This window comes from Streptococcus sp. 22.1 (assembly GCF_016648645.1).
Lineage (GTDB): Bacteria > Bacillota > Bacilli > Lactobacillales > Streptococcaceae > Streptococcus.
Genome location: NZ_JACLQK010000001.1, coordinates 76607 through 98075, shown reverse-complemented (window position 1 = coordinate 98075; position 21469 = coordinate 76607). Strand labels below are relative to the sequence as shown.

The 21469-nt window shown below is 38.8% G+C and carries 17 protein-coding genes; 1 reads left to right on the top strand and 16 read right to left on the bottom strand.

Annotated features, from left to right (window positions below; genetic code table 11):
• Positions 1-66 precede the first annotated feature (66 nt).
• The 10 genes from H7U04_RS00305 to H7U04_RS00260 form a co-directional block, all read right to left on the bottom strand.
• Entirely contained in the window at positions 67-321 is a 255-nt protein-coding gene (locus tag H7U04_RS00305; protein ID WP_070655918.1) for a type II toxin-antitoxin system RelE family toxin, read from the bottom strand.
• Positions 311-526: a type II toxin-antitoxin system RelB family antitoxin gene (gene relB / locus H7U04_RS00300; protein WP_013990356.1), complete on the bottom strand. Its 216-nt coding sequence runs from the start codon at positions 524-526 to the stop codon at positions 311-313. Before relB ends, H7U04_RS00305 begins: the two co-directional genes overlap by 11 nt.
• Before the next feature lie 133 nt (positions 527-659).
• Complete coding sequence (locus H7U04_RS00295) at positions 660-1502, bottom strand: aldo/keto reductase (RefSeq protein ID WP_201042826.1); 843 nt, start codon at positions 1500-1502, stop codon at positions 660-662.
• Between the two features lie 93 nt (positions 1503-1595).
• Positions 1596-2762 carry a hypothetical protein gene (locus tag H7U04_RS00290; RefSeq protein ID WP_241672406.1) on the bottom strand — a complete coding sequence of 389 codons (1167 nt, stop codon included), beginning with the start codon at positions 2760-2762 and terminating at the stop codon, positions 1596-1598.
• Positions 2763-3253: 491 nt separating this feature from the next.
• The gene (locus H7U04_RS00285) at positions 3254-6271 is read right to left on the bottom strand and encodes a glycoside hydrolase family 2 TIM barrel-domain containing protein (protein WP_155197969.1); all 3018 of its coding nucleotides are present in this window, start codon (positions 6269-6271) and stop codon (positions 3254-3256) included.
• A 3-nt stretch (positions 6272-6274) separates the two neighbouring features.
• Positions 6275-8179: a PTS sugar transporter subunit IIA gene (locus H7U04_RS00280; protein WP_014632923.1), complete on the bottom strand. Its 1905-nt coding sequence runs from the start codon at positions 8177-8179 to the stop codon at positions 6275-6277.
• A 110-nt stretch (positions 8180-8289) separates the two neighbouring features.
• Positions 8290-9336 (bottom strand): galactose mutarotase, encoded by a 1047-nt coding sequence (locus tag H7U04_RS00275; protein ID WP_014634731.1) that lies wholly within the window; start codon positions 9334-9336, stop codon positions 8290-8292.
• Between the two features lie 70 nt (positions 9337-9406).
• A complete protein-coding gene (galE, locus tag H7U04_RS00270; RefSeq protein WP_002888050.1) occupies positions 9407-10408 on the bottom strand; it encodes a UDP-glucose 4-epimerase GalE in 1002 nt (333 codons plus the stop codon).
• 29 nt (positions 10409-10437) lie between these two features.
• Positions 10438-11919, bottom strand: a complete 1482-nt coding sequence (gene galT / locus H7U04_RS00265) for a UDP-glucose--hexose-1-phosphate uridylyltransferase (RefSeq protein WP_201059207.1) — start codon at positions 11917-11919, stop codon at positions 10438-10440.
• Between the two features lie 19 nt (positions 11920-11938).
• The gene (locus H7U04_RS00260; RefSeq protein WP_013990347.1) at positions 11939-13105 is read right to left on the bottom strand and encodes a galactokinase; all 1167 of its coding nucleotides are present in this window, start codon (positions 13103-13105) and stop codon (positions 11939-11941) included.
• A 140-nt stretch (positions 13106-13245) separates the two neighbouring features.
• Here H7U04_RS00260 and H7U04_RS00255 point away from each other — a divergent pair, with 140 nt between their 5' ends.
• The gene (locus H7U04_RS00255; RefSeq protein WP_073689677.1) at positions 13246-14241 is read left to right on the top strand and encodes a LacI family DNA-binding transcriptional regulator; all 996 of its coding nucleotides are present in this window, start codon (positions 13246-13248) and stop codon (positions 14239-14241) included.
• 57 nt (positions 14242-14298) lie between these two features.
• Here the strand turns inward: H7U04_RS00255 and dexB are convergent, their stop codons facing one another.
• From dexB to H7U04_RS00225, 6 genes are all read right to left on the bottom strand, one after another.
• Positions 14299-15909, bottom strand: coding sequence for a glucan 1,6-alpha-glucosidase DexB (gene dexB, locus H7U04_RS00250; protein WP_201059206.1), 1611 nt, complete (start codon positions 15907-15909; stop codon positions 14299-14301).
• Between the two features lie 230 nt (positions 15910-16139).
• Complete coding sequence (locus tag H7U04_RS00245; RefSeq protein ID WP_201059205.1) at positions 16140-17444, bottom strand: sensor histidine kinase; 1305 nt, start codon at positions 17442-17444, stop codon at positions 16140-16142.
• Positions 17441-18094 (bottom strand): response regulator transcription factor, encoded by a 654-nt coding sequence (locus tag H7U04_RS00240; protein ID WP_014632916.1) that lies wholly within the window; start codon positions 18092-18094, stop codon positions 17441-17443. The genes H7U04_RS00245 and H7U04_RS00240 overlap by 4 nt, the downstream gene beginning before the upstream one ends.
• A gap of 71 nt (positions 18095-18165) precedes the next feature.
• Positions 18166-19542 carry an ABC transporter permease gene (locus tag H7U04_RS00235; protein WP_201059204.1) on the bottom strand — a complete coding sequence of 459 codons (1377 nt, stop codon included), beginning with the start codon at positions 19540-19542 and terminating at the stop codon, positions 18166-18168.
• Positions 19543-19555: 13 nt separating this feature from the next.
• Positions 19556-20188 (bottom strand): ABC transporter ATP-binding protein, encoded by a 633-nt coding sequence (locus tag H7U04_RS00230; RefSeq protein WP_002885283.1) that lies wholly within the window; start codon positions 20186-20188, stop codon positions 19556-19558.
• Positions 20189-20203: 15 nt separating this feature from the next.
• Positions 20204-21463: an ABC transporter permease gene (locus tag H7U04_RS00225; protein WP_201059203.1), complete on the bottom strand. Its 1260-nt coding sequence runs from the start codon at positions 21461-21463 to the stop codon at positions 20204-20206.
• Positions 21464-21469 lie beyond the last annotated feature (6 nt).

The following is a 21469-nucleotide window of genomic DNA, read 5'->3' as shown; positions in this document are numbered from 1 at the left end:
AACCCTCACGAGTTGCTTCTATCCTATTAAAAATTAACGGAACCTAGGATATTCTATGTGTTGATGCTAATAGATATCACGTCTATGACCGACTTCGAGGGCAAGTATGATTAGTTCATTGTCCTGAATATTGACAATAACACGATAGGCACCAATACGATAGCGCCATTGTCCAGTGCGATTGGCAACAAAGGCCTTACCCTTGGCTCTTGGATTATCTGTGACACGATTGAGATAAGACTTAATTTGTTTTCTGACGAAAGAATCCAACTTTTTAAAATTTTTGGCAAATTTAGGGGTGGGTACTATCTTATAGGTCATCCCAATTTAGCACCTCCCCACCGTTTTCAAGATAGTCTTCATATTCTGCCAAAGCCAAATCGGCTACTCTAGCGTCGTATTCATCCTCAATAGCGTCTAAAGTCTTGGTACGAATTAATTCTGACAAGGATACGCCTTCGAATTTCGCAATTGCCTGCATGAACTTCTTATCTGCTTCTGAAACCTTCAATGTAATTGTTGTCATATCCTTAACCTCGTTCTCTTTTGTAACACCATTGTATTACCACTCCTCCTTTTTGTCAATTTTGATAATAGGTTCATACTTTTATTCGTAAAACAATAGAAAAAGCAACCCTTACGAGTTGCTTGCAGTCCTATTAAAAATTAACTGTATCAGGATCATCCTGAGTTTTAATGCCTTGAATCTTATCCAATACTGCCATATCTTCCTCTGACAAATCAAAGTCAAAGATATCCAAGTTGGCTTCGATATTTTTTGCTGTCACTGACTTAGGTAGTGGCAAGAAACCTTTTTGAAGGCTCCAACGTAAGGCAACTTGAGCAACAGATTTTCCGTTACGTTCAGCCACTGCTTCTACGTCTTCATTTCCAAAAATGCTACCAGTACCTAGTGGACTGTAGGCTTCAAGAAGAATGTCACGCTCTTGGCAATAGGCAACCAAATCTTCTTGGGCACAACCTGGAGCCAAGAGAATTTGGTTAACATGTGGCACAATTTCAGCCGTTTCAAGGAGAGCATCAAGGTGATGCTGCATAAAGTTAGACACACCGATAGCACGCACCTTACCATCTTTGTAGGCTTCTTCCATTGCCTTCCAAGCACCTGCATTGCCAACCTTCCAAGCATCATTCTCACGAAGAGCCTTTGGATTAGGCCAGTGGATGAGCAAAAGATCCAAATAATCCACACCTAGTCTTTCAAGAGACTCGTCGATAGAGGCCTTAGCCAAATCGTAATCGTGCTTGTCATTCCAGAGTTTAGTCGTTAGGAAAATATCCTCACGCGCCACATCACTATCTGCAATCGCCTTACCTACAGAAACCTCGTTACCGTAGATTTGCGCCGTATCAATATGTGTGTAACCCGCCTTAAGTGCTAAACTAACGCTGTTATAAGCTTCTTCCCCTTCTGGAATCTGCCAAGTCCCAAAACCAATTTTAGGAATCGTAACGCCATTTGAAAGTGTATATGTTTCCATCCTGTTCTCCTTTTCAAGTTGTAACAGAATTATCTTAAAGGATATCAGATAAAATTGCAAAGATTAGCTACGGCTTGTTTGATGAATAGTTCCTTACTTCTTTTTCCGCTTCTTTTTAAAGACAACACCATTTTCTTTAAGGATTTCCATGCTCACCTTTCCAACTCCTCTAATCGCTGCTACTTCCTCTTCCGTTTTCTTTTTAAAATCTTTAAATTCTATTAAGCCATGTTTACGAAGTATACGCTCCACACTTATTGAAAGACCTTGGAGGGCTTTGCTTGGTTCTATACTTTTCACCAATTCTCTAATTAGTTTGTGCAATTCTGGATTTTTCTTTTTCGCAACATGTCTTTGTGGACGTTTTGCACGATATTTTTCGATTAACCAAGTAAAATAATATTCTGACTGGGACAGATCAACGACTTGATTAAAAACCATCAAAAGACTTTGCATACTATTCGCTTCAAATAAGATAGGGTTGACTTTAAGCGTTTCGGCAACTAGACGCTCGTCATCACCTTGTTCAATCATTTTTAAATAATTTTCGAACTCTGGATTTTTTGCATAGAGAAGATCAAAATAGAAATCCGCATCCTCAATATGTCCCGTCATTAGAGAGACCGTCATCATTGGTACTATCATCAAATCTTCTTCGTGATATTCCATTTGCTCACATTCGAAAAAGTTTTTAGCCTTATCAAAATCCTCCAGATTACAATAGGTAGCCATCAATTCGTAACGGACTCCCATGTGATCTTGAACATCTATCTCTAGAATCTCTTCAAATTCCTTAATAGCAAACCGCTTCATACTGTTGCTTAAATAAAATTTAGCAAGATTATACTTCAAAGACAAATAAGGACGCTCGTCAAGATTAGCCCAGCCCATTTTTGGACCTTGATCCCACTTGGACCTTTGCTCTTTTTCTAAAGCAATTAGGCCTTTTAGATGTTCAAGAGGACTTTGAAAAGTCAAGAGCATCTGCTTAGCATCAAGATTTTCAGGATCTAGTTTTAAAGCTTCTGTCAAAAATTCCTGACTTCTTGAAGGATCGTCCTCATAATAATGATAAGCCTCTTCAATAAGTTTCCAGGCTCTCTCCTGCTTTGAATCAGGGGAAGTAATCTCATCAAAAAGCCCTTGGTTGTATTGTCTTGCAAAATCTTCAAGAGCCATGTCCACACTGAGATACTCTGTAATATGTTCTTCTAAGAATGCTTCTGCTTTTTCTGTGAAGTCTTCAAAAGATGGTGTCATCAATCTACTCCAATCTATGTTTTATTCTCTAATTGCTATTGTACACGTTTTCATAGAACATTACTATAGTCTCAGTGAAATCAACAACCTCCTAAATTTTTATTGACAAGAATAGTCGCCAATCACAATACAGATAAGAATCCATAGAGTCTTATTTTGGGACATCTAAACTCAAAGTTGTATACTTATATTAGATAGAGTGCCATTGGACGATTAACGTCAAGGCATAATCTTCAAGTTTCATTTAAAGCTACAAAAAATCATTAACGCCTTGGGAGTGGTTTAGTCCCTTCTCTATATCAATAACTTTAACTCACTTTTTCATAATTTTACTTGACCACTCCCATTTTTAAGGGAATTGAAAACTGAGTTATATTTTAAAAGGAAACAGAGGTCTGTTTCCTTTTTTCTTACTTCAAACCATGACAAAAGGAAACCCTTTCGAGTTTCCTTTATCAAATATATCGTTGGAGGCAAAGTCCAATAATACTTTAGTTGAGTGGTTCAATCACGAAGCTCAATTGATAGCTATCTGCTGAGTTAACCAAGAATTCGTCATGAACTGGAGCACCCCATGAGTCGTCACCACCGACACCCATTTGAGCAGCAAGAACTTTAATCCATGTAGCATCAGATTGTTGCAATTCATATTGATGACGAGCATTTTCAATTTGTTCAGTACTGTTACGCAAAGCACTGAATTCGAATGCCTTATTAAGTGCGGTGAATTTAAGACCATTATGGTTATCATCAGATACTGTAAATTCACGAGTACCATAGTGATTACCAGATTCTTGTGGCATTAGATATGGAGCAAATGTCTTTTCAACAGATGTTTCATATCGACCAAGATAGGCACCAGGAAGTTTATCAAGGTAGCTTTCTTCTGCACCGTATCCATAATAGCTTAGGTTTGTAAATTGTGAACCGATAGCAAATTCTAGACCAAATTCAGGGAAGTTTGGCAAACCTGCTTTACCATCATAGTTTGCAGTAACAAAGATTCGACCCTTGTAATCAACTTGATAAGTTACCTTAACTTCGACATCAGAAAAACCAGGCAATTCATGAACATAAGTCACTTTAACAGAGTCATCTTCAATTTGAATTTGAGTATCTGTAACCTTACTATAGTTTCCAGCAACTTTCCAGCCTGCCATTTCGAATGGATATCCAGCACCACGATCGTTGTCAGTGTAAGCACGAGTAAAGTTAAGTTTAGGACCTTTCTCAATGAATTCAACACCATTATACTTAGCAGATACTAGCGTATTTTGTGCACGTGAAAGCAAGATAGAGAAGTTTTGTCCGTGGATTCCGATGTTGAAGTCGCCTTCAACAACATTCAAAGGTGCCTTAACTGGTGTTTCAGTGCTAATCTTTTCAGCAACATATTGACCACGAACAATTTCATGTCCTTTTGGAGCCCATTCAGTTGCTTCATTCTGAACACAAGCAACTTCGTAAATTCGTTCAGCATTTGAAGATCCAACAGCGAATTCTACTGGGAATGTTGCTTCTTCACCTGGTTTAACATCAAAGTGATATTCACTTTCGCTAATTTTTCTACCATCTTCGTAAACTCTAGCTAGGAAAGTATAAGCAGAAAGATCTTCAAAGACATTATCATTCTTGATAGTTACTGATTTTTCATCAACAGCAATCTTAATATTAGAGTAAAGATGTTTAACTGTTTGAAGTTTTGGAGTTAGGGTACGATCTGCGAAGACAATACCATTTCCACAAAATTCGTAGTCAGAAGGTCTATCATGCCAGTCACCACCATATGATAGAAATTCGCTACCATTTGGAAGTGGTTTGTAAATAGCTTGGTCAATGAAGTCCCAAATAAATCCACCTTGGTATTCTGGATATTTCTCTAAGTCAGTGTAGAGTTTCAATCCACCACCAGAGTTACCCATTGTGTGCATGTATTCACATGAAATATAAGGTTTTTGAGGATTGTTAGTGAGGTATTCTTCAATATCAGCTGGTTTCGCATACATACGACTTTCGATGTCTGTAATGTAATCAAATTCACGACACCATGTAACACCTTCATAGTGAACTGGACGAGTATTGTCAACACTACGGAAGTAATCAGCCATGTCAGCAATATCTTTACCAGCATATGATTCATTACCACAAGACCAAATGATAACACTAGCATGGTTCTTATCACGTTGGAACATGTTATTGGCACGATCCAAACAAGCAGGCAACCATTCTGGTTCACTAGCTGGGATATTCCATGAAGGTTCGCTTAGACCAAGTTTTTGCCATGTACCGTGTGTTTCAAGGTTGGCTTCATCGATAACATAAAGTCCATATTCATCACACAATTCATACCAACGTGTTTGGTTCGGATAGTGAGAAGTACGAACAGCATTGATGTTATGTTGTTTCATCACTTTGATATCCCAAAGCATATCTTCTTCAGTGATACAACGTCCTGTTCTAGCGTTAAATTCGTGTCTGTTAACCCCTTTAAAGACAATTCTCTTACCATTCAAAAGCATGAGTGTATCTTTAATTTCAAAGTGTCTAAATCCAACCTTAACTGGAACGACTTCAACAACTTGGCCATCATCCAAAACATGAAGGGTCAAATTGTAAAGTTTAGGACTTTCAGCACTCCAAGGTTTGATTTGCAAATCTTCAAGACTTACAGATAGTTCACCGTCAGCATTAACAGATGCATCACCTTCTGTAACGATGCCTTCATGATCTGAAAGAACATATTTAATTTTCTTATCTTCGTAATCACCAACAGTCTTCAAATCAATATCCAATTGACCTGCTTTTGTTTGGTAATCATAATCTCCCTTAACAAAGAGATCTTGAACGTGAACTTTTGGAATAGCGTACAAGTAAACATCTCTGAAAATACCGTAAAGTCTCCAGAAGTCTTGGTCTTCCAACCAGCTTGCTGTAGAGTAACGATAAACAGCTACCGCCAACTTGTTATCACCTTCAACAAGGTAATCACTGATTTCAAATTCACTAGGTGTAAATGAATCTTCACTGTATCCTACGAAGTTACCATTGACCCATACAAAGATGGAAGTGGCAACCCCTTGGAATGAGATAAATACTTTTTTATCTTTTAAAGCATCATTCAAGGTAAAATGTTTAACGTATGATGCAACAGCATTTGATTCTTGAGGAACTTGAGGTGGACGAAGGAATTCTTTACCATCCCAAGGATATTGGGTATTCACATATTGTGGAGAACCAAAACCTTGAAGTTCCAAATGACCTGGTACATTGATGAAATTCAAATCAGTTTCATCAAATTCTGTTTTATAAAAGTCTTTTAAAACTTGATTTGTATTCTGAGCATAGTGAATTTTCCATTTTCCATTAAGAGATTGTCTTAACTTCATCTCCCCTTCAGAAAATTCTGCAAGAGATTCAAAATACTTATGATCTGAGTGAGCGTCAACAGTATTAACGCTAACAATCTTTGGATCGTTTAAGTAAGTTTGAATTTTTTCAGTCGTGTTCATAGATTATTCTCCTTTTTTGAAGGTAATAACTTCAGACAAAGCTTCTACCTTTTCTCCAACTTCTTGTTCAAGATGGAAAGCACTGAATTTTTCTGAATTGGTTACAGTGACAAGTACTGTGTCATCAAGACCGTTTTTCTCAATAATTGGTGACCAGAACTCAAGAAGTTTTTGTCCAACTTCAACACGATCACCTTGTTCTACGTAACTAATGAATCCTTCACCTTTAAGTTTAACTGTTCCGATACCAACGTGGATAAGAACAATGACACCATCTTCACTTTCAATACCAACTGCATGGCGAGTAGGAAGAACTTGACGAATGGTACCACTAATTGGTGCAAAGACAGCTCCATCAGTAGGTTTAATGGCGAAACCTTTACCCATGCTACCTGAAGCAAAGTGTTCATCATTAACACTTGAGAGGTCAACCAAATGGCCAGTTGTAGGGTTTACAAGAGATACGACGTTAGCTTTAACTTCATTTTCAGAAGTTGCTACGCTAAAGCGATGTTCCAATTCTTCAACAATTTCAGCGTGACGTGCTTCAGTCAAAGTGATTTTACGAGCAATAATGAAGGCTCCGATAAGCATTGCTGCTGCTGGGAAACCAAACATGCTAAGCTTAAAGATAGACTGTTGATGTGTTGTAATTGTTGATGCTGAGGCACCTGTTGTCATACCAGCAGCTACGGCAATTGTAGAAACAAGCCAGTTTGACATCGCACCACCAAGTTTATCAACAAGTGGACGAACTGACAAAGTAAGTGATTCATCACGGTGTCCCAATTTCCATTGACCATATTCTACTGAGTCAGAGATAATCATGAGGATAACAAGGAACACAAGAGGTTGTGGAATAAAGAAAAGTTCAGCAGCAGTCAAGATCATTGGAAGTGATGTTCCTGCAATACTAAAGATTCCGATACCACCGAGCATTACTGCAATACATCCATAGAACAAACGTTTACGGTTGAATTTACCAGCTAGGCTAGGGAAGAGTGAAACTGAAACCAAACCAACAACTGTATTCAATCCGTAAAGGATTGAATATTTCCCTGGATCACCAAGGATAAATGTGAAGTAAAAAAGTTGAAGAGCATTAAGTGTATTAATACCAAGACCATAGAACCAATATCCGAGAGACAACCACATCAATTGGTCGTTTTTACCAAGAACTTTAAAGACTTGTTTAAGGCTAGTTTTTTCTTTGTTATCACGAAGTTTTGACTCAACTTCACGTGTACCAATACCAACAGCAATTGATGTAATCACACCAATGAGAGCAACGATAAATGCAAACCAGAACCATCCAGATTTATCTCCAGAGCCACTACTGTTCGTCATAGAGAAGAACAAAACGATTGGCATGATGGCAACACCTACAATATTGGCACCAATCGTAGAACCAATACGGGCAAAAGTTGCCATTTTTTCACGTTCATGACTGTCAAGAGACAAGGCAGGAATCATTGACCAGAAACCGATATCTTTAATTGAGTAGAAGACATCCATTACAAGGTAGATAATTCCGAAAAGTACAAGGTACAAGAAAGGATTTGTTTTATTCAAACCACCTAAATCGGTGAAGAGAAGCAACAAGGCGATAGAACTGATGATACCACCACCAACTACCCATGGTTTGAATTTACCATACTTAGTATGAGTGTTATCAATCATGTTACCGATCAATGGATCGATAAATACTTCCAAGATACGCAAAATAGCGATGATGTTAGTAATTAATAGTACGTAGTGACTATTTTGCTTTGGATCACCTGTGTTAAACAAGTGAGTTGTCACAAACATGATAAAGTATGTTGACAACGTTGCATAGAAGACGTCGTTACCAAAAGCACCAGCTGAATAGGATAGACGAGACTTCATTTGACCTTTAGATTTTCCCATTACGAAAACCTCCTGTTAGTTGTTTTTTGAATACGCTTACATTATATAAGTATTAGTTTAAATCGTCAATAGTTTTAGTGATTTTTTACTAAACTTTTACTAAAACATGATTATTTTGATGAATTAAAATATTGGAAACCGATTTCATAGCTTACACTATGACCCTCCTCCAAGATGATATCTCCAAAATCTGTATGATTAACGGCATCTGGGAGTGTTTGAGCTTCCATAGCTATAGCTTCTCGTCCTTTTGCAATTGTTCCTCGATCTCTCGCAAAGTAAATATTATCCTCTATAATATCCATAGTATAAATAACTAAACCATTTCTGTTTGAGAAGATTTCGATACCATCTCCACTCTCTTTATCATGGAGAACAGCTACTTCTTTCACATGATCACAAGTTTCCCCTCCAACTACAAAGGCATCATCAAAACCATTATTTGCTTCAATTCGAGGTAGCAAGTCAGTTGTCTTTCTGAAATCATAATTCGTTCCATCTACATTAATTTTTTGTCCTGTTGGAATTAACTCAGAATCCAACTCTAAACGATAGTCTGAATAGATTTGTAACTCATGACTTGATAAATCCTGTTTGTCGCTAAGATTAAAGTAAACATGGTTTGTCGGATTAAAGACTGTTGACTCTGTAACATCGAAGGCTTCAAAGAGTATTGTTAAGCGGTTATTATTGTTAAGTCTATAACTAATAGAGACTGTAACATCACCAGGAAAGCCATCTACACTTGAATAAAGTCTTCTAATAAATTTTGTCTCAACATATTCATCATTCAGGTTTGTGACATAGTTCCAATTTTGAACCTGCATTCCTTTTGGACCGCCATGTAAACAGTTTTCTCCCTCATTCTTAGGAAGGCTATAAAGAACCATATTATGAGTATACGAAGCTTTCCCAATTCTTCCAGCCACCCTACCAATAGACTGGCAGGCACATAAATTATTCTTATAGTAATCCTCGTAATCACTGAAACCAAGTACTATATTTTTAAGAGCACCAGTTTCTGTTGGAACCAAAAACTCCTGAAGTGTAGCACCTGTTGTGAGTGTGGAAATGACAACACCATTATTATTTTCCATTGAAATTTTACTGACATCGCCTGAATCAACTTTTCCAATAATTTCGCAGTTTATTTTCATACTATTTCCTCAAAAAACAAAGAGTACAATAATTATATATACTCTTTGACCCTTTTTTTTATTATTTTAATTATCCTCGATCATCGTACCCTTTTGGATGGCTAGAATGCCATGCCCAAGCACTTGCGATGATTTTTTCGATGTTATCAAATTGTGGTTTCCATCCAAGAACTGTACGTGCTTTTTCAGATGAAGCAATCAATGTATCAGGATCACCAGGACGACGATCAGCTTTCTCAGCTGGGATTTCTTTACCAGTTACCTTACGAGCGGCTTCAAGAATTTGAAGGTTTGAGAATCCCGTTGATGAACCTAAGTTAAAGGCTGTAGATTCATTACCTTTACGAAGATATTCAACAGCAAGGAGGTGAGCATCAGCCAAGTCAAATGGGTGAACATAGTCACGAACATTTGTACCATCAGGAGTGTTGTAGTCATCACCAAAAATCATGATTTTTTCACGAACACCTTGAGCTACTTGAAGGATAATTGGGAGAAGGTGAGTTTCTGGACCATGGTCTTCACCGATAGATCCATCAGGTTTTGCACCAGCAACGTTGAAGTAACGAAGTGGCACATATTTAATACCATAAGCTTTATCAGACCACTTCATGATAGTTTCCATCATCAACTTACTTTCACCATATGGGTTGATAGGATTTTGTGGTGTTGTTTCAAGAATTGGAATTTCTTCTGGGATACCGTAAGTTGCTGCTGTTGATGAGAAGACAATGTATTTAACACCGCATTCGTTCATAACTTCAAGCAATTTAACCATTCCAGCTGTATTGTTATCAAAATATTTGAGTGGTTTTTCCATTGATTCACCAACCAATGAATAGGCCGCAAAGTGAATAACGGCATCAACATCAGGATTTTCTTTGAAGACCTTTCTCATAAAATCTTGATCAGAGAGATCGCCTTGGTAGAAAATAGCATCTGGATGTACGGCAGCACGGTGACCGGTTACCAAACTATCTACTACTACTACTTTTTCTTGACCTTTTTCAACTAAGCGATCAACCATGTGAGAACCGATATAACCAGCTCCACCTAATACTAAAATTGCCATTTCTTATCTCCTTTCTTCAGAAAAAACAATTAATCAGCTAAATTTACAAAATCTACAAATGCTTTAAACTGATCTAAGCCTTCACTATTAGTCTTATAAACACCAGCATCTTCCAACACACGAGCGAAAATATCAGCAACTGATTGGCGAACAACTTTCTTCGCATCATCAGCTGTCACATTTGGATTTTCGGCCTTAAGTTTATCCGCCCATTCTTGGTGCATTGGAGCAACTTGGTTACCTTGACCTAATAGATAATCTTCAACATCTTTAAGTTCTGTTTTCAAACGAGGAGGAAGAATGGCCAATCCCATAACTTCAATCAAACCAATGTTTTCTTTTTTAATATGTTGAACATCTTTATGTGGGTGGTAGATACCGTCTGGATGTTCTTCAGAAGTTTGATTGTCACGAAGAACCAAATCTAATTCAAATTTACCGTCTTTTCTACGAGCAATTGGGGTAATGGTGTGGTGAGGTTGTCCATCAGACTCAGCCAAGACACCAACTTTTTCGTCTGAATAACCACGCCAACAATTTAAAATTTTGGTTGCAAGAGCAATAAGTCTTTCCTTGTCTTCACTTCTAAGACGAAGAACAGACATAGGCCAATTAACGATACCAGTCTCAACATCAGAGTATCCATCAAAGCTAACTTTTTCTTTAATGCCTGCTACTTCCATTGGGAAGGTGTGGCGACCACCTTGATAGTGTTCGTGTGTAAGAATTGAACCACCTACAATTGGAAGATCGGCATTTGAACCTGCAAAGTAACCAGGAAATGCTTCAACAATTGATAGGAGACGACCAAATGTCAATGGACTGATGTGCATTGGTTCGTGCTTACCATAAAAGAAGATAGAATGTTCATTAAAGTAAGCATATGGTGAATATTGGAAGCCCCAATCATTTCCTTCCATTTGGAAACGAATAACACGGTGATTACTACGAGCTGGGTGATTGATGCGACCAAGATAACCTTCATTTTCCATACAAAGTTGGCATTTTGGATAATCAGAAGCTACCGCATTTTTAGCTGCAGCGATGGCTTTTGGATCTTTTTCAGGTTTTGAAAGGTTAATCGTAATTTCCAAGTCACCGTATTTAGTAGGTGCTTTATAAGCAATATTTTGTGCAATGGCTTTGACTTTCACATAATCATTGCGTTTACTTTGTGCATAAAAGTCAGCAATTGCTTGCTCTGGGGCAGATTTATAAGTATCCCAGAAGTTACGATTGACAGCACTAGGGCTTGGTGTAATCAAGTCCATGAGTTGAGCTCCAATGATATCTTGCTCTTCATTAAGATCACCTACAGAACCAGCTTTAACACCTGCTTGAAGCAACTGGTCTTTAAGGTCAATCAATTCAGAGCTATCTGTTTCAACATCAGCAACTCCTTCTCCAACCAAAGCAAAAACTTTGTTTGTCAAATAGATACGGTCCAATTCCTCATAATCACTATTTTCAATAACCAGAGTTACAAAAGTGTTTACTAAATTTTCAGCCATAATCTCTACTTCTTTCTCATTAATCAAGTACTCGTGAACCGCCAGCTACTTCAGCAATATAGAAGCTTGGTGCATAACCAACGACTTCTTCATAACGTTGACCAACTGCTTTTTTGAAATCTTCAACTTTATCTTTGTTTACAAGTGCGATGGCACATCCACCAAAGCCCGCTCCTGTCATACGAGCTCCAAGAACACCTTCTTGTTCCCATGCTGTGTGTGCCAAAGTATCAAGTTCAAGACCTGTAACTTCGTAATCATGTTCCAATGACACGTGAGAAGCATTCATAAGACGACCAAAGCCTTCCAAATCTCCTGATTCAAGAGCTTTACGGGCTTGAAGTGTACGTTGATTTTCAAGAACTGCGTGACGGGCACGTTTGATACGGTTTTCGTCTTTAATCAAGTAGCTGTATGCATCGAATGTCCAGAGGTCCAATTCACCAAGTGTTTGGATATCAAGTTTTTCTTGGAGTTCAGATACTGCTGTTTCACATTCCGCACGACGTTCATTGTATTTAGAATCTGCCAATTCACGACGTTTGTTAGTGTTCATGATAACTACAACATTGTCTTTAAGGTCAAGCGGCACCAAGTCATACTCTAAAGTATTGGTATCCAAGTAAATCGCACGTTGTTCAGCTCCCATACCAATAGCGAATTGGTCCATGATACCAGAGTTAACGCCGATAAAGTCATTTTCCGTTTGCTTACCGATTTTAACCAAGTCAAGGCGTTCCAATTTAAGGTCATAAAGTTTTTCAGCAATAACACCAATCAACAATTCCAAAGATGATGATGATGACAAGCCTGATCCATTTGGAATGTTACCATAGATGTAAATATCCATACCTGAATCAATCGTATGACCAGCTTCTTGCAAGAAATGAAGAACACCTTTTGGATAGTTTGTCCAGTTGTGTTCTTTTTCAAAACGAAGATTTTCAAGTGGTACTTCGATGATTCCCTTATCTTCAAAGTTACCTGAGAAGAAACGCAAAACTTTGTCATCACGTTTACGGGCCGCTCCGTAAGTACCTAAGGTAATAGCTGCTGGGAACACATGTCCACCGTTGTAGTCAGTGTGTTCACCAATCAAATTAATACGACCTGGAGAAAAGAAAGTATGTTCTGCTTCTACACCAAAAACTTCTTTAAACTTTTCTCTTAACTGTGATGTCTTCATAGGATGTACCTCGCTTATTCTTTTTTACACTAACAGTGTAACCCCTTTCACAAGGAAAATCAATATTTTTACTGTTTTTTTAGTAAAAAATAGGTAAAATTTTAGAATTTATGATATACTTTGGATGAAAGGAGAACAATATGGCTACATTAAAAGATATCGCAAAATTGGCTGATGTATCAATCGCAACTGTTTCACGTGTTCTCAACCAAGATGAAAACCTCTCCGTTACTGAAGAAACCAGGCACCGTATTTTAACTGCGGCAGATGAAATCGGATATACCAAACATAAGAAAATCGGAAACTTGAAAAAAGAAAAACATCAAGTGGCAATTATCCAATGGGTAAGTGAGGAAGACGAATTAGATGACATCTACTATTATAATATTCGACTCGGCATTGAAAAAAGGGCTCAGGAACTCGACTACGAGATTCTACGATATTTTAACGATATCCCCTTTAACCTGGCTGAGGAAGTTATAGGGGTAATCTGTATCGGAAAATTCAGTAAATCTCAAATTTCTGATTTTGAAGCACTGGGGAAACCCCTTGTATTTGTGGATAGCGATACCTTAACCCAGGGACACCCTTGTATCACGACCGATTTTGAAAATGCTGTTCAGTCTGCCCTCCGATATTTAAAAAACCAAGGGTGTCAATCAATCGGACTTTTAACAGGTGAGGAGAAGACAACCGACTTTCAAGAAATTATTCCTGATTCACGTCGGCGAGCCTATCGCAATTTTTGTATTGAAGAGGGAATTTACGACGCTAACCTCATATTGATAGGAAACTTTAGTGCACTATCTGGTTATGAACTTATCAAAGCTAAACTAGAGACAGAGGAGAAACTTCCAGATGCCTTTTTTGCCGCAAGTGATAGCCTAGCTATTGGGGCACTCAGAGCTTTTCAAGAAGCTGGCCTCATTGTTCCAGATCAGATTCAAATCATTTCCTTTAATGATACAATCATGGCAAGACAGGTATTTCCACCCTTATCCTGTGTCACTGTCTACACCGAAGAAATGGGGCGAACTGCCATGGACGTCCTCAATAAACAAGTCTTGGCTCCAAGAGAAATCCCGACACTTACTATGTTAGGCACTAAACTGACTCTGAGAGAAAGTACGAAATAACAACTATTTAATAGAAAAATGTGGTCGCCAACAGTTAGTTGACAACCACTTTTCTTTTTATTTCACTTTCACACAAATAGCATCCCAGGCTTGGAGTTTGCCTTGGTCTGTAATTGGCTCTAATTCGGTATTTGCAATGACAACTTCTGCTCTTTCGAAATCATAATAGAAGTCTTGTTCTTGGTCTGATAGGTTGACTACAACCAGATAACTGCTATCTTTGGTTTTCCGAATATAAGCAAAGACTTTGTCAGTTGTCTCCAAGAGTTCAAAGTCAGCATCCACCAACCAATCTTGAGTCTTACGAAGCTCTACGAGCTTCTGATATGTATAGAAAATTGATTCTGGATTGGCAAGGGCTGATTCAACATTTATGTCCTTATAGTTTGGATTAATAGGTAACCAAGTCTTATCCGATATGCTAAATCCAGCATTTTTAGACGTATCCCATTGCATTGGTGTTCGGGCATTATCACGTCCAACATGACGAATCTGGTCCATAATCACTTCCAGTGGTGTCCCTTTTTCAAGGGCTTCTTTGGCATAGTTGAGAGATTCAATGTCATTCAATTCTTCCAAAGTTCTAAAAGGATAATTGGTCATGCCGATTTCTTCACCTTGATAAATGTAAGGTGTTCCTCTCATCAGATGAAGGAGGATAGCCAAGGCCTTGGCTGACTTCTCACGATAGACACCAGTATCCCCCCACATTGAGAGAATACGAGGCAGATCATGATTATTCCAAAAAAGTGAGTTCCACCCTTGTCCCAACTCTAACTCGGTTTGCCATTTATTAAAAATAGTCTTAAGTGCTAAAACATCCAACTCCTTCTCATATTCCCATTTAGGGCTATCTGGCTTATGCTGAAGTCCAATATGTTCAAACTGGAAAACCATGGAAAGTTCTTGATTATCTGGATTTGAATACTGTTTAGCAATTTCAGGTGTTGCTCCCCAGGTTTCACCAACGGTTAGAAGGTCGTGCTTTCCAAAGCTTGCCTGGTTCATCTCCTTGATGTAATCGTGAAGTTTTGGACCGTTTGTATCAATCAGTTGATCTGGGATCTTACCAATCATATCAATCACATCCATGCGGAAACCACCGATTCCCTTATCAATCCAGAAATTCATCATGTCATGAATTTTCTGGCGCAACTGTGGATTTTCCCAGTTGAGGTCTGGCTGTTTCCTACTAAAGAAATGCAGATAATATTGACCTGAGGTCTCATCATATTCCCAAGCAGATCCACTAAAGATAGAGACTAACTCATTAGGTTTGTCTCGCCAGATGTAGAAATCTCGTTCAAGACTTTCTGGATTTTCACGCGCTTCGATGAACCATGCATGCTCATCAGACGTATGGTTAACCACCAAGTCCATAACAATTTGAATATCACGCTTCTTGGCTTCCGCCAAAAGCTCATCCATGTCACTCATATCCCCAAAAATATCCGCAATAGCCTCATAGTTAGCAATATCATAACCATTGTCGTCCATCGGGCTATCATAAACAGGAGAAAGCCAAAGAGCTGTAATTCCTAGCTTTTGAAGATAGTCTAACTTACTTGTAATCCCCTTGAGGTCACCGATGCCATCACCGTTGGAATCCATGAACGACTTGGGGTAAATTTGATAAATTGTAGCTTTATGCCACCAGTATTTTTGCATAATTCTACTCCTCGTAGTTATTATTATCGTGAGTCTGATAGTTCTATTTTACGTTTTTCTAGAAGTTATGCAAGCGTTTTTTTTGTTGTTTAAAACATTTCAATGATCTATACTCCAGACTCCTTAAACTTTTGGTAATATTAAAAAATAATAGAGTTGAAATGTAAGGTCAGCCTTTGCTTATTTAACAATACAAAAAAAACGATGGTTAATACCTTAACCATCGCTTTTTACTTTTTGGGCAAGACCATAACAAAGCGCCTCCCCGTAGAACTTTCTTCAAATCTATAGCTAAGTTCCTCATGCTCTAAAAGGTATTTGACCACAAAAAGGCCTAATCCTCCTTCTTTCTTAGACTGAGCTTTAGTTGAAATATTTTCTTTAGATACACTCGTATTTTCAATGACAAAATCAGTTCCTTCATTTTCTAAAGCTATTCGAATCACTCCACCCTTATCAGAATGCTTGACTGCATTACTGATGATATTTGAGAGAACCAATTTCAAAATAGGTAAATTCATGAAAATACTAGTTGCCGGAAGATAATTGTCAATTGATAGGGAGCGATTCTCAACCAACACTTGATTTTGAGTGAGTATGCGATTTACCACATCATCTAACTGAATCCCCTCCTTATCACCAGCCAATTCCTGGACAGAGGACAGGGACAGGATTTCTAGGACGATCTGATTCATCTCATCGACGATATCGAGGGAGACCGCCAGGTAGCGGTCCCGATCCTTGTAGCGACCAATTTTATCTCGCATATTTTCTAGGATAATCTTCAAGCTGGCCAGAGGCGTCTTGAGCTCATGCGAGGCCCCCCGTAGGAATTCCACCTTCATCTGCTCCAACTTCAGATTTTCCTGTTTCTGCTGCTCTAGATTGTCGATCACCTCTAGGAGATGGTGATAGAGGTCGTTGATCTGTTGCTTAAGGACACCGATTTCATCCTGCGAGTGAATAGGAAGACTGGCTGTCCGATCCAGTCGCTTCATCCGCTTGGTCATCTGCTTGATCTCAAGGATCGGAGCAGAAATCATGCGGGCATAGAGATAGGAGGCAATCAGCGATAGAACAAAGGAAGCAAGGAGACTATAGGGAAGAAAGCCCAGACTGATGTCCCGCGCTTCCTTTTGCGAATCAACAGTTGCTAAGAATTGCAAGGTTAAGTCTTTCCCTTCCTTGGTCTGAATCTTTCGCTCTTCAATCACCAGGGAATTATTCTGGCTGTCAGGGTTCACGAGCAGGTCATCCTTGACCTCTAGGGCATTTTGTTTTTCCTTGCCCTTGATAGAGACCTTGATATCATTGGTCTTGGAATAAAGGTCGATGACCGACTCAATGGTCCCTTCTTCCTGATCCTGGAAACTCTTAGCCAGGGCTTGCGATTTCTTCAAAATCGTCTGTCGCTGAGACTCGATATAGGACGATGGAAAAATAAAGTAAACCGAAGCATGTAGAAGGATGACTAAGCTACTAAAAAGGGCAAAGGTGATCAGAAAGATCTTTGCAAAGATACTCCGTTTGGTCATGGTCTCTCCAATTTATAGCCGACATTGCGTACCGTAACGATACAGTCCAGCTCTAGTTTTTTTCGTAGTTCCTTGATATAGACATCAATCACCCGGTCAAAAGGAATCTCCTCCGTCTCCTTCCAGACGGCATCGAGGATTTGAGAGCGGGTCCGGGCCTTGCCTTCATGCTGGAGCAAGTACTCCAAGATTTCCAACTCCTTGGCATTCATGGAAATGGCTTGGCCTGCTAGGCTGGCTGTGTAGCTCTCAAAATCCACCCGTGCCTCTCCATAGGTGAAGACCCGGGAAGGCTGGAGCTTTTTAAAAATAGCTTCGATACGGACCTTCAAGAGGGACAAGGAGAAGGGTTTTTCCAGGTAGCCATCTGCCAACTCACCAAAGGCCGTCAACTTATAGTCCTCATCATGGAAGGCCGTTAGCATCAGGACAGGTACTGAGCTGGTCTTCCGAATAGTCTTGAGGACTTCCAAGCCATTGAGGATAGGGAGCTGGATATCCAGCAAGACCAGATCCGGCGCTTCTCTTTGAAAGAGGTCCAGGGCCTCCTGCCCATCGCCTGCTTCAAAGACTTCATAGCCACATTCCATGAGATAGTCGCTCATCCCTTCTCGAATCAGGACTTCATCTTCTACGATTAGTATCTTCATACATTATCCTTTTCATCTATATATAGTCGCTTTCTTTCATTATACCGTTTTTTATAGGTGCAGCAAACTTATCATTCAACATCAACTAAGAGGTCTTTGGGTTTCTTGTGAAGAAGCCAGCGAGAAGAAATCAAGGATACCAAGCTTAAGATAAAGCCACCGACTAGAATGACTACCAAAAGTTGCTTAGGTTGGACTGTCATGTGAATCTGAGTTAGGGTCTTACTGAAGCTTTCTGCCTCAGCCCCTCCACCAAGATTTGCAGCTAGAGATTCTTTGGTCATTTGCTTATTGATACCTTCTGTTACATTGGAAAGGACTGTATTACCAACTTTTTCGGCAAAGAAACTAGCTAAACCATATGACAAAAGAAAGGCTGGTAAGGCAATCATCAGCAATTCTATTAAAAATTGACCCGCAACCTGTGTCTTTTTAAGTCCCAAGGCCAAAAAGATACCAACTTCTCTACGACGAGCATTTAACCATAAAATTAACAGAAGGGTTAGCAATAAACTTGTAAAAATGAGACTTCCAATAAACATACGGTTTGCCACACGATACATCCCAAGAATAGATTCCTGTAAAGCAGGGTAGTTTGATGAACTCTTAACAAGATCGTAGAGGGTCCAGTTAATGTCCAACTTTTGAATCTTTGCTATCAAGGAATCAATATTTTGATCACCTTTAGCAAAGAAAGTGGCATCCTCATAAGTGGCAGTTTCTACGGTATTACCATAGAGTTTTGCAGCTGTGTCTAGATCAGTGATGAGGGTGTTTTCATACAACTCCTGAGCATAGGTAACGGCAGCTTGATTTTGACCAGAAAATAAACCTTTGATAGTCACTTCTACTGTTTCATCAGCCCTTTTTTCGTTATCAGCATCATAAAGATTAGATTTAAGCTTGACTTTATCTCCTACATTAAGACCATTCTTTTTAGCTAAACCTTCGTGCATCAAGATTTGATTATGGTCCTTATCGGTTAGATGTTCTCCTTCAACTAGTTTATAAGCACCTGAAACAAATTTATCTTCTTTTGATGAGTCATTGACTCCTGTCAACATCAAGGTAGACTTAAAATTTTTAGCACGTTCTGGCGACTGATTTTGTAGCGTTTGCTCTGTTTCGATAATCTCATAATCTAGTAAATCACCAATACCATTTATCCGTTTTATAGTCGAAACAATCCCTTTAGTCTCACTAATCTTTTTAATATCTTCTCCCTTAAGATTTCCAGCCCCTCTAGGAGTTCCAGGATTCGTGTTACGATTAATCTGCATTGAAAAACTATTGGTAATTGACCCTAGACTCTTGGATGCAGCTTCTTGGGTTGCACTTCGCATAGCAAGTCCTAACAAACTAAGAGTACTCATCAAAAGAATAATAATTAACAGTAATAGTGACTTTGACCATTTTCGTGTAATATATGCAAAAGCGTTTCGAAACATAAGAGTCCTTTCTTTATTTTTTCTTTTCTATGAGTTGTTTCTTCTTCAACTCTAAAACCACATCAGATGCCTGAGCAACTTCCTTACTGTGCGTAACAACTATGACACATTTTTGGCGATCTAAGGCCATTCTTTTAAGGATAGCAATAATATCCTTGGCAGTTTCCTCGTCTAGATTTCCTGTCGGTTCATCTGCCAAGATAATCGGAGCCTCTGAAACCAAAGCTCGCGCAATAGCTACACGTTGTTGTTGCCCACCTGAAAGTTGCAGGACATTTCGATTAATTTGTTTTTCATCTAATCCCAATTCAGAAAGTATCTTCCTATCGGCATTTTTATTAACAAGTCGTACATTTTCTAAAGGTGTAAGATAATCAATGAGATTGTAATTTTGAAAAACAAGCGCAACATGGTGTCTACGATGATAACTAGAGCCTTTTTTCTTGATATTTTCTCCATTAAACAAGACCTGCCCCTTCTTTGGATAATCAAGACCTGCCAAAAGGGAAAGTAAGGTCGATTTTCCCGCTCCAGATTGCCCAATAATACTATAAAATTTACCTTTCTCGAAACGATAATTCACCTTCGAGAGGATAGCTTCACTTTTATTTTGATAACTATACGTAACATCTTTGAGTTCTAACATAGTGTTCCTTTCTCCTTAACTCATATTAGATAAGATTTCTTTTGGAGTTTTGCGCCAAATGAGACCTGTTGTCACACCGAGCGATAATATTACCAAGACTAGAAGACATAGATAAGATAGCCCTAAGGGTAGTCCCTGAGGAATTTGATCTAATAACTGAAGAGCCTGCTGCTGTCCTTGCTGTCCTATAAATTCTTGCAAAAACAGTCGACTTAGTAGTCGTCCAATAGCAAGGGCTGGTAACAAAGACATAAGGGACACCAACAATATCTCCATAAGAAATTGAGCAAAAATGCGTCCCTTGCTCTTCCCAATTGCTAAAAGAATACCTATCTCATGATTTCTCTCACGCGTCCATAGTGCCATTAAAAACGAGAGGATACCTGCTCCTGTAACAATTAAACTAATCATCATCGTTCTGACTATTTCTTGTAGCGCTTGAGACGATTCCTTCAAGGAGTCAAAAGCCTTTCGGTCCTGGTCCAAACGTAGACGATACCAATCGATATCTAATTGTTCCACTTGTTTAATGACTTGGTCGATTCTATCTGGATTCTTAATACCAAAGGATAATTTTGTCACTAACTTATCAGTCAAATTAAGCAGCTGGCTAGAGTCCTCATAATGGAGGAAGACTTGATTTTCACTTAAATCTGAGGACATTCCAGTAAATGTCTCCTCCTTCTTGCCAGAAAAAATACCAACGATATCAAAGCCCATTTCCCTAGCTCCACTTTCAGTCATCTGGAAATTGGACAAGGTCAGCTTATCTCCGACGCTTAGCTTATTTTTCCTAGCAAGCGATTCATGAATCATAATTTGACCTTTAGCAGATATGTGCTTCCCCTTAAGGAGTTGAAAAGCACCACTCCTAAAATCAACACTTTGGCCTGTTTCCTTAGTAAAAGTGGCTCCCAAGGCTTGATTAGCCTCATTATCAAGATCATCACGTTCCACCGTTTGTTTTCCTGTAACGATCTTCTTATCGATTAGTCGTACTGGGCTTATATATTCAGGTATCGTTGTCATCACATCAGATAGATGACTAATCTTTTCCCCCTCTTTCCAGGAAAATGCACTGCCTCTTTCTTTACTTACCAGAGCAAAACTTGCCCCACTTGACTTCCTGATTTGTGCTTTCATTCCTCCACCAACTTGCATAAGAGAGAAACAAAAATACAAGCAAGATAATATCAAAAACAAAATGAGAAAAAGGATAATATTCCGCGTTTTTTTGCGAAAAATATAAGCAACTGCCTGTTGTAAGAGAACCATCTTCCA

What these genes read in the sequence shown, in the direction of transcription:
- H7U04_RS00305 (WP_070655918.1), bottom strand. Translation starts at nt 321, where the DNA reads ATGACCTATAAGATAGTACCCACCCCTAAATTTGCCAAAAATTTTAAA.
- relB (WP_013990356.1), bottom strand. Translation starts at nt 526, where the DNA reads ATGACAACAATTACATTGAAGGTTTCAGAAGCAGATAAGAAGTTCATG.
- H7U04_RS00295 (WP_201042826.1), bottom strand. Translation starts at nt 1,502, where the DNA reads ATGGAAACATATACACTTTCAAATGGCGTTACGATTCCTAAAATTGGT.
- H7U04_RS00290 (WP_241672406.1), bottom strand. Translation starts at nt 2,762, where the DNA reads ATGACACCATCTTTTGAAGACTTCACAGAAAAAGCAGAAGCATTCTTA.
- H7U04_RS00285 (WP_155197969.1), bottom strand. Translation starts at nt 6,271, where the DNA reads ATGAACACGACTGAAAAAATTCAAACTTACTTAAACGATCCAAAGATT.
- H7U04_RS00280 (WP_014632923.1), bottom strand. Translation starts at nt 8,179, where the DNA reads ATGGGAAAATCTAAAGGTCAAATGAAGTCTCGTCTATCCTATTCAGCT.
- H7U04_RS00275 (WP_014634731.1), bottom strand. Translation starts at nt 9,336, where the DNA reads ATGAAAATAAACTGCGAAATTATTGGAAAAGTTGATTCAGGCGATGTC.
- galE (WP_002888050.1), bottom strand. Translation starts at nt 10,408, where the DNA reads ATGGCAATTTTAGTATTAGGTGGAGCTGGTTATATCGGTTCTCACATG.
- galT (WP_201059207.1), bottom strand. Translation starts at nt 11,919, where the DNA reads ATGGCTGAAAATTTAGTAAACACTTTTGTAACTCTGGTTATTGAAAAT.
- H7U04_RS00260 (WP_013990347.1), bottom strand. Translation starts at nt 13,105, where the DNA reads ATGAAGACATCACAGTTAAGAGAAAAGTTTAAAGAAGTTTTTGGTGTA.
- H7U04_RS00255 (WP_073689677.1), top strand. Translation starts at nt 13,246, where the DNA reads ATGGCTACATTAAAAGATATCGCAAAATTGGCTGATGTATCAATCGCA.
- dexB (WP_201059206.1), bottom strand. Translation starts at nt 15,909, where the DNA reads ATGCAAAAATACTGGTGGCATAAAGCTACAATTTATCAAATTTACCCC.
- H7U04_RS00245 (WP_201059205.1), bottom strand. Translation starts at nt 17,444, where the DNA reads ATGACCAAACGGAGTATCTTTGCAAAGATCTTTCTGATCACCTTTGCC.
- H7U04_RS00240 (WP_014632916.1), bottom strand. Translation starts at nt 18,094, where the DNA reads ATGAAGATACTAATCGTAGAAGATGAAGTCCTGATTCGAGAAGGGATG.
- H7U04_RS00235 (WP_201059204.1), bottom strand. Translation starts at nt 19,542, where the DNA reads ATGTTTCGAAACGCTTTTGCATATATTACACGAAAATGGTCAAAGTCA.
- H7U04_RS00230 (WP_002885283.1), bottom strand. Translation starts at nt 20,188, where the DNA reads ATGTTAGAACTCAAAGATGTTACGTATAGTTATCAAAATAAAAGTGAA.
- H7U04_RS00225 (WP_201059203.1), bottom strand. Translation starts at nt 21,463, where the DNA reads ATGGTTCTCTTACAACAGGCAGTTGCTTATATTTTTCGCAAAAAAACG.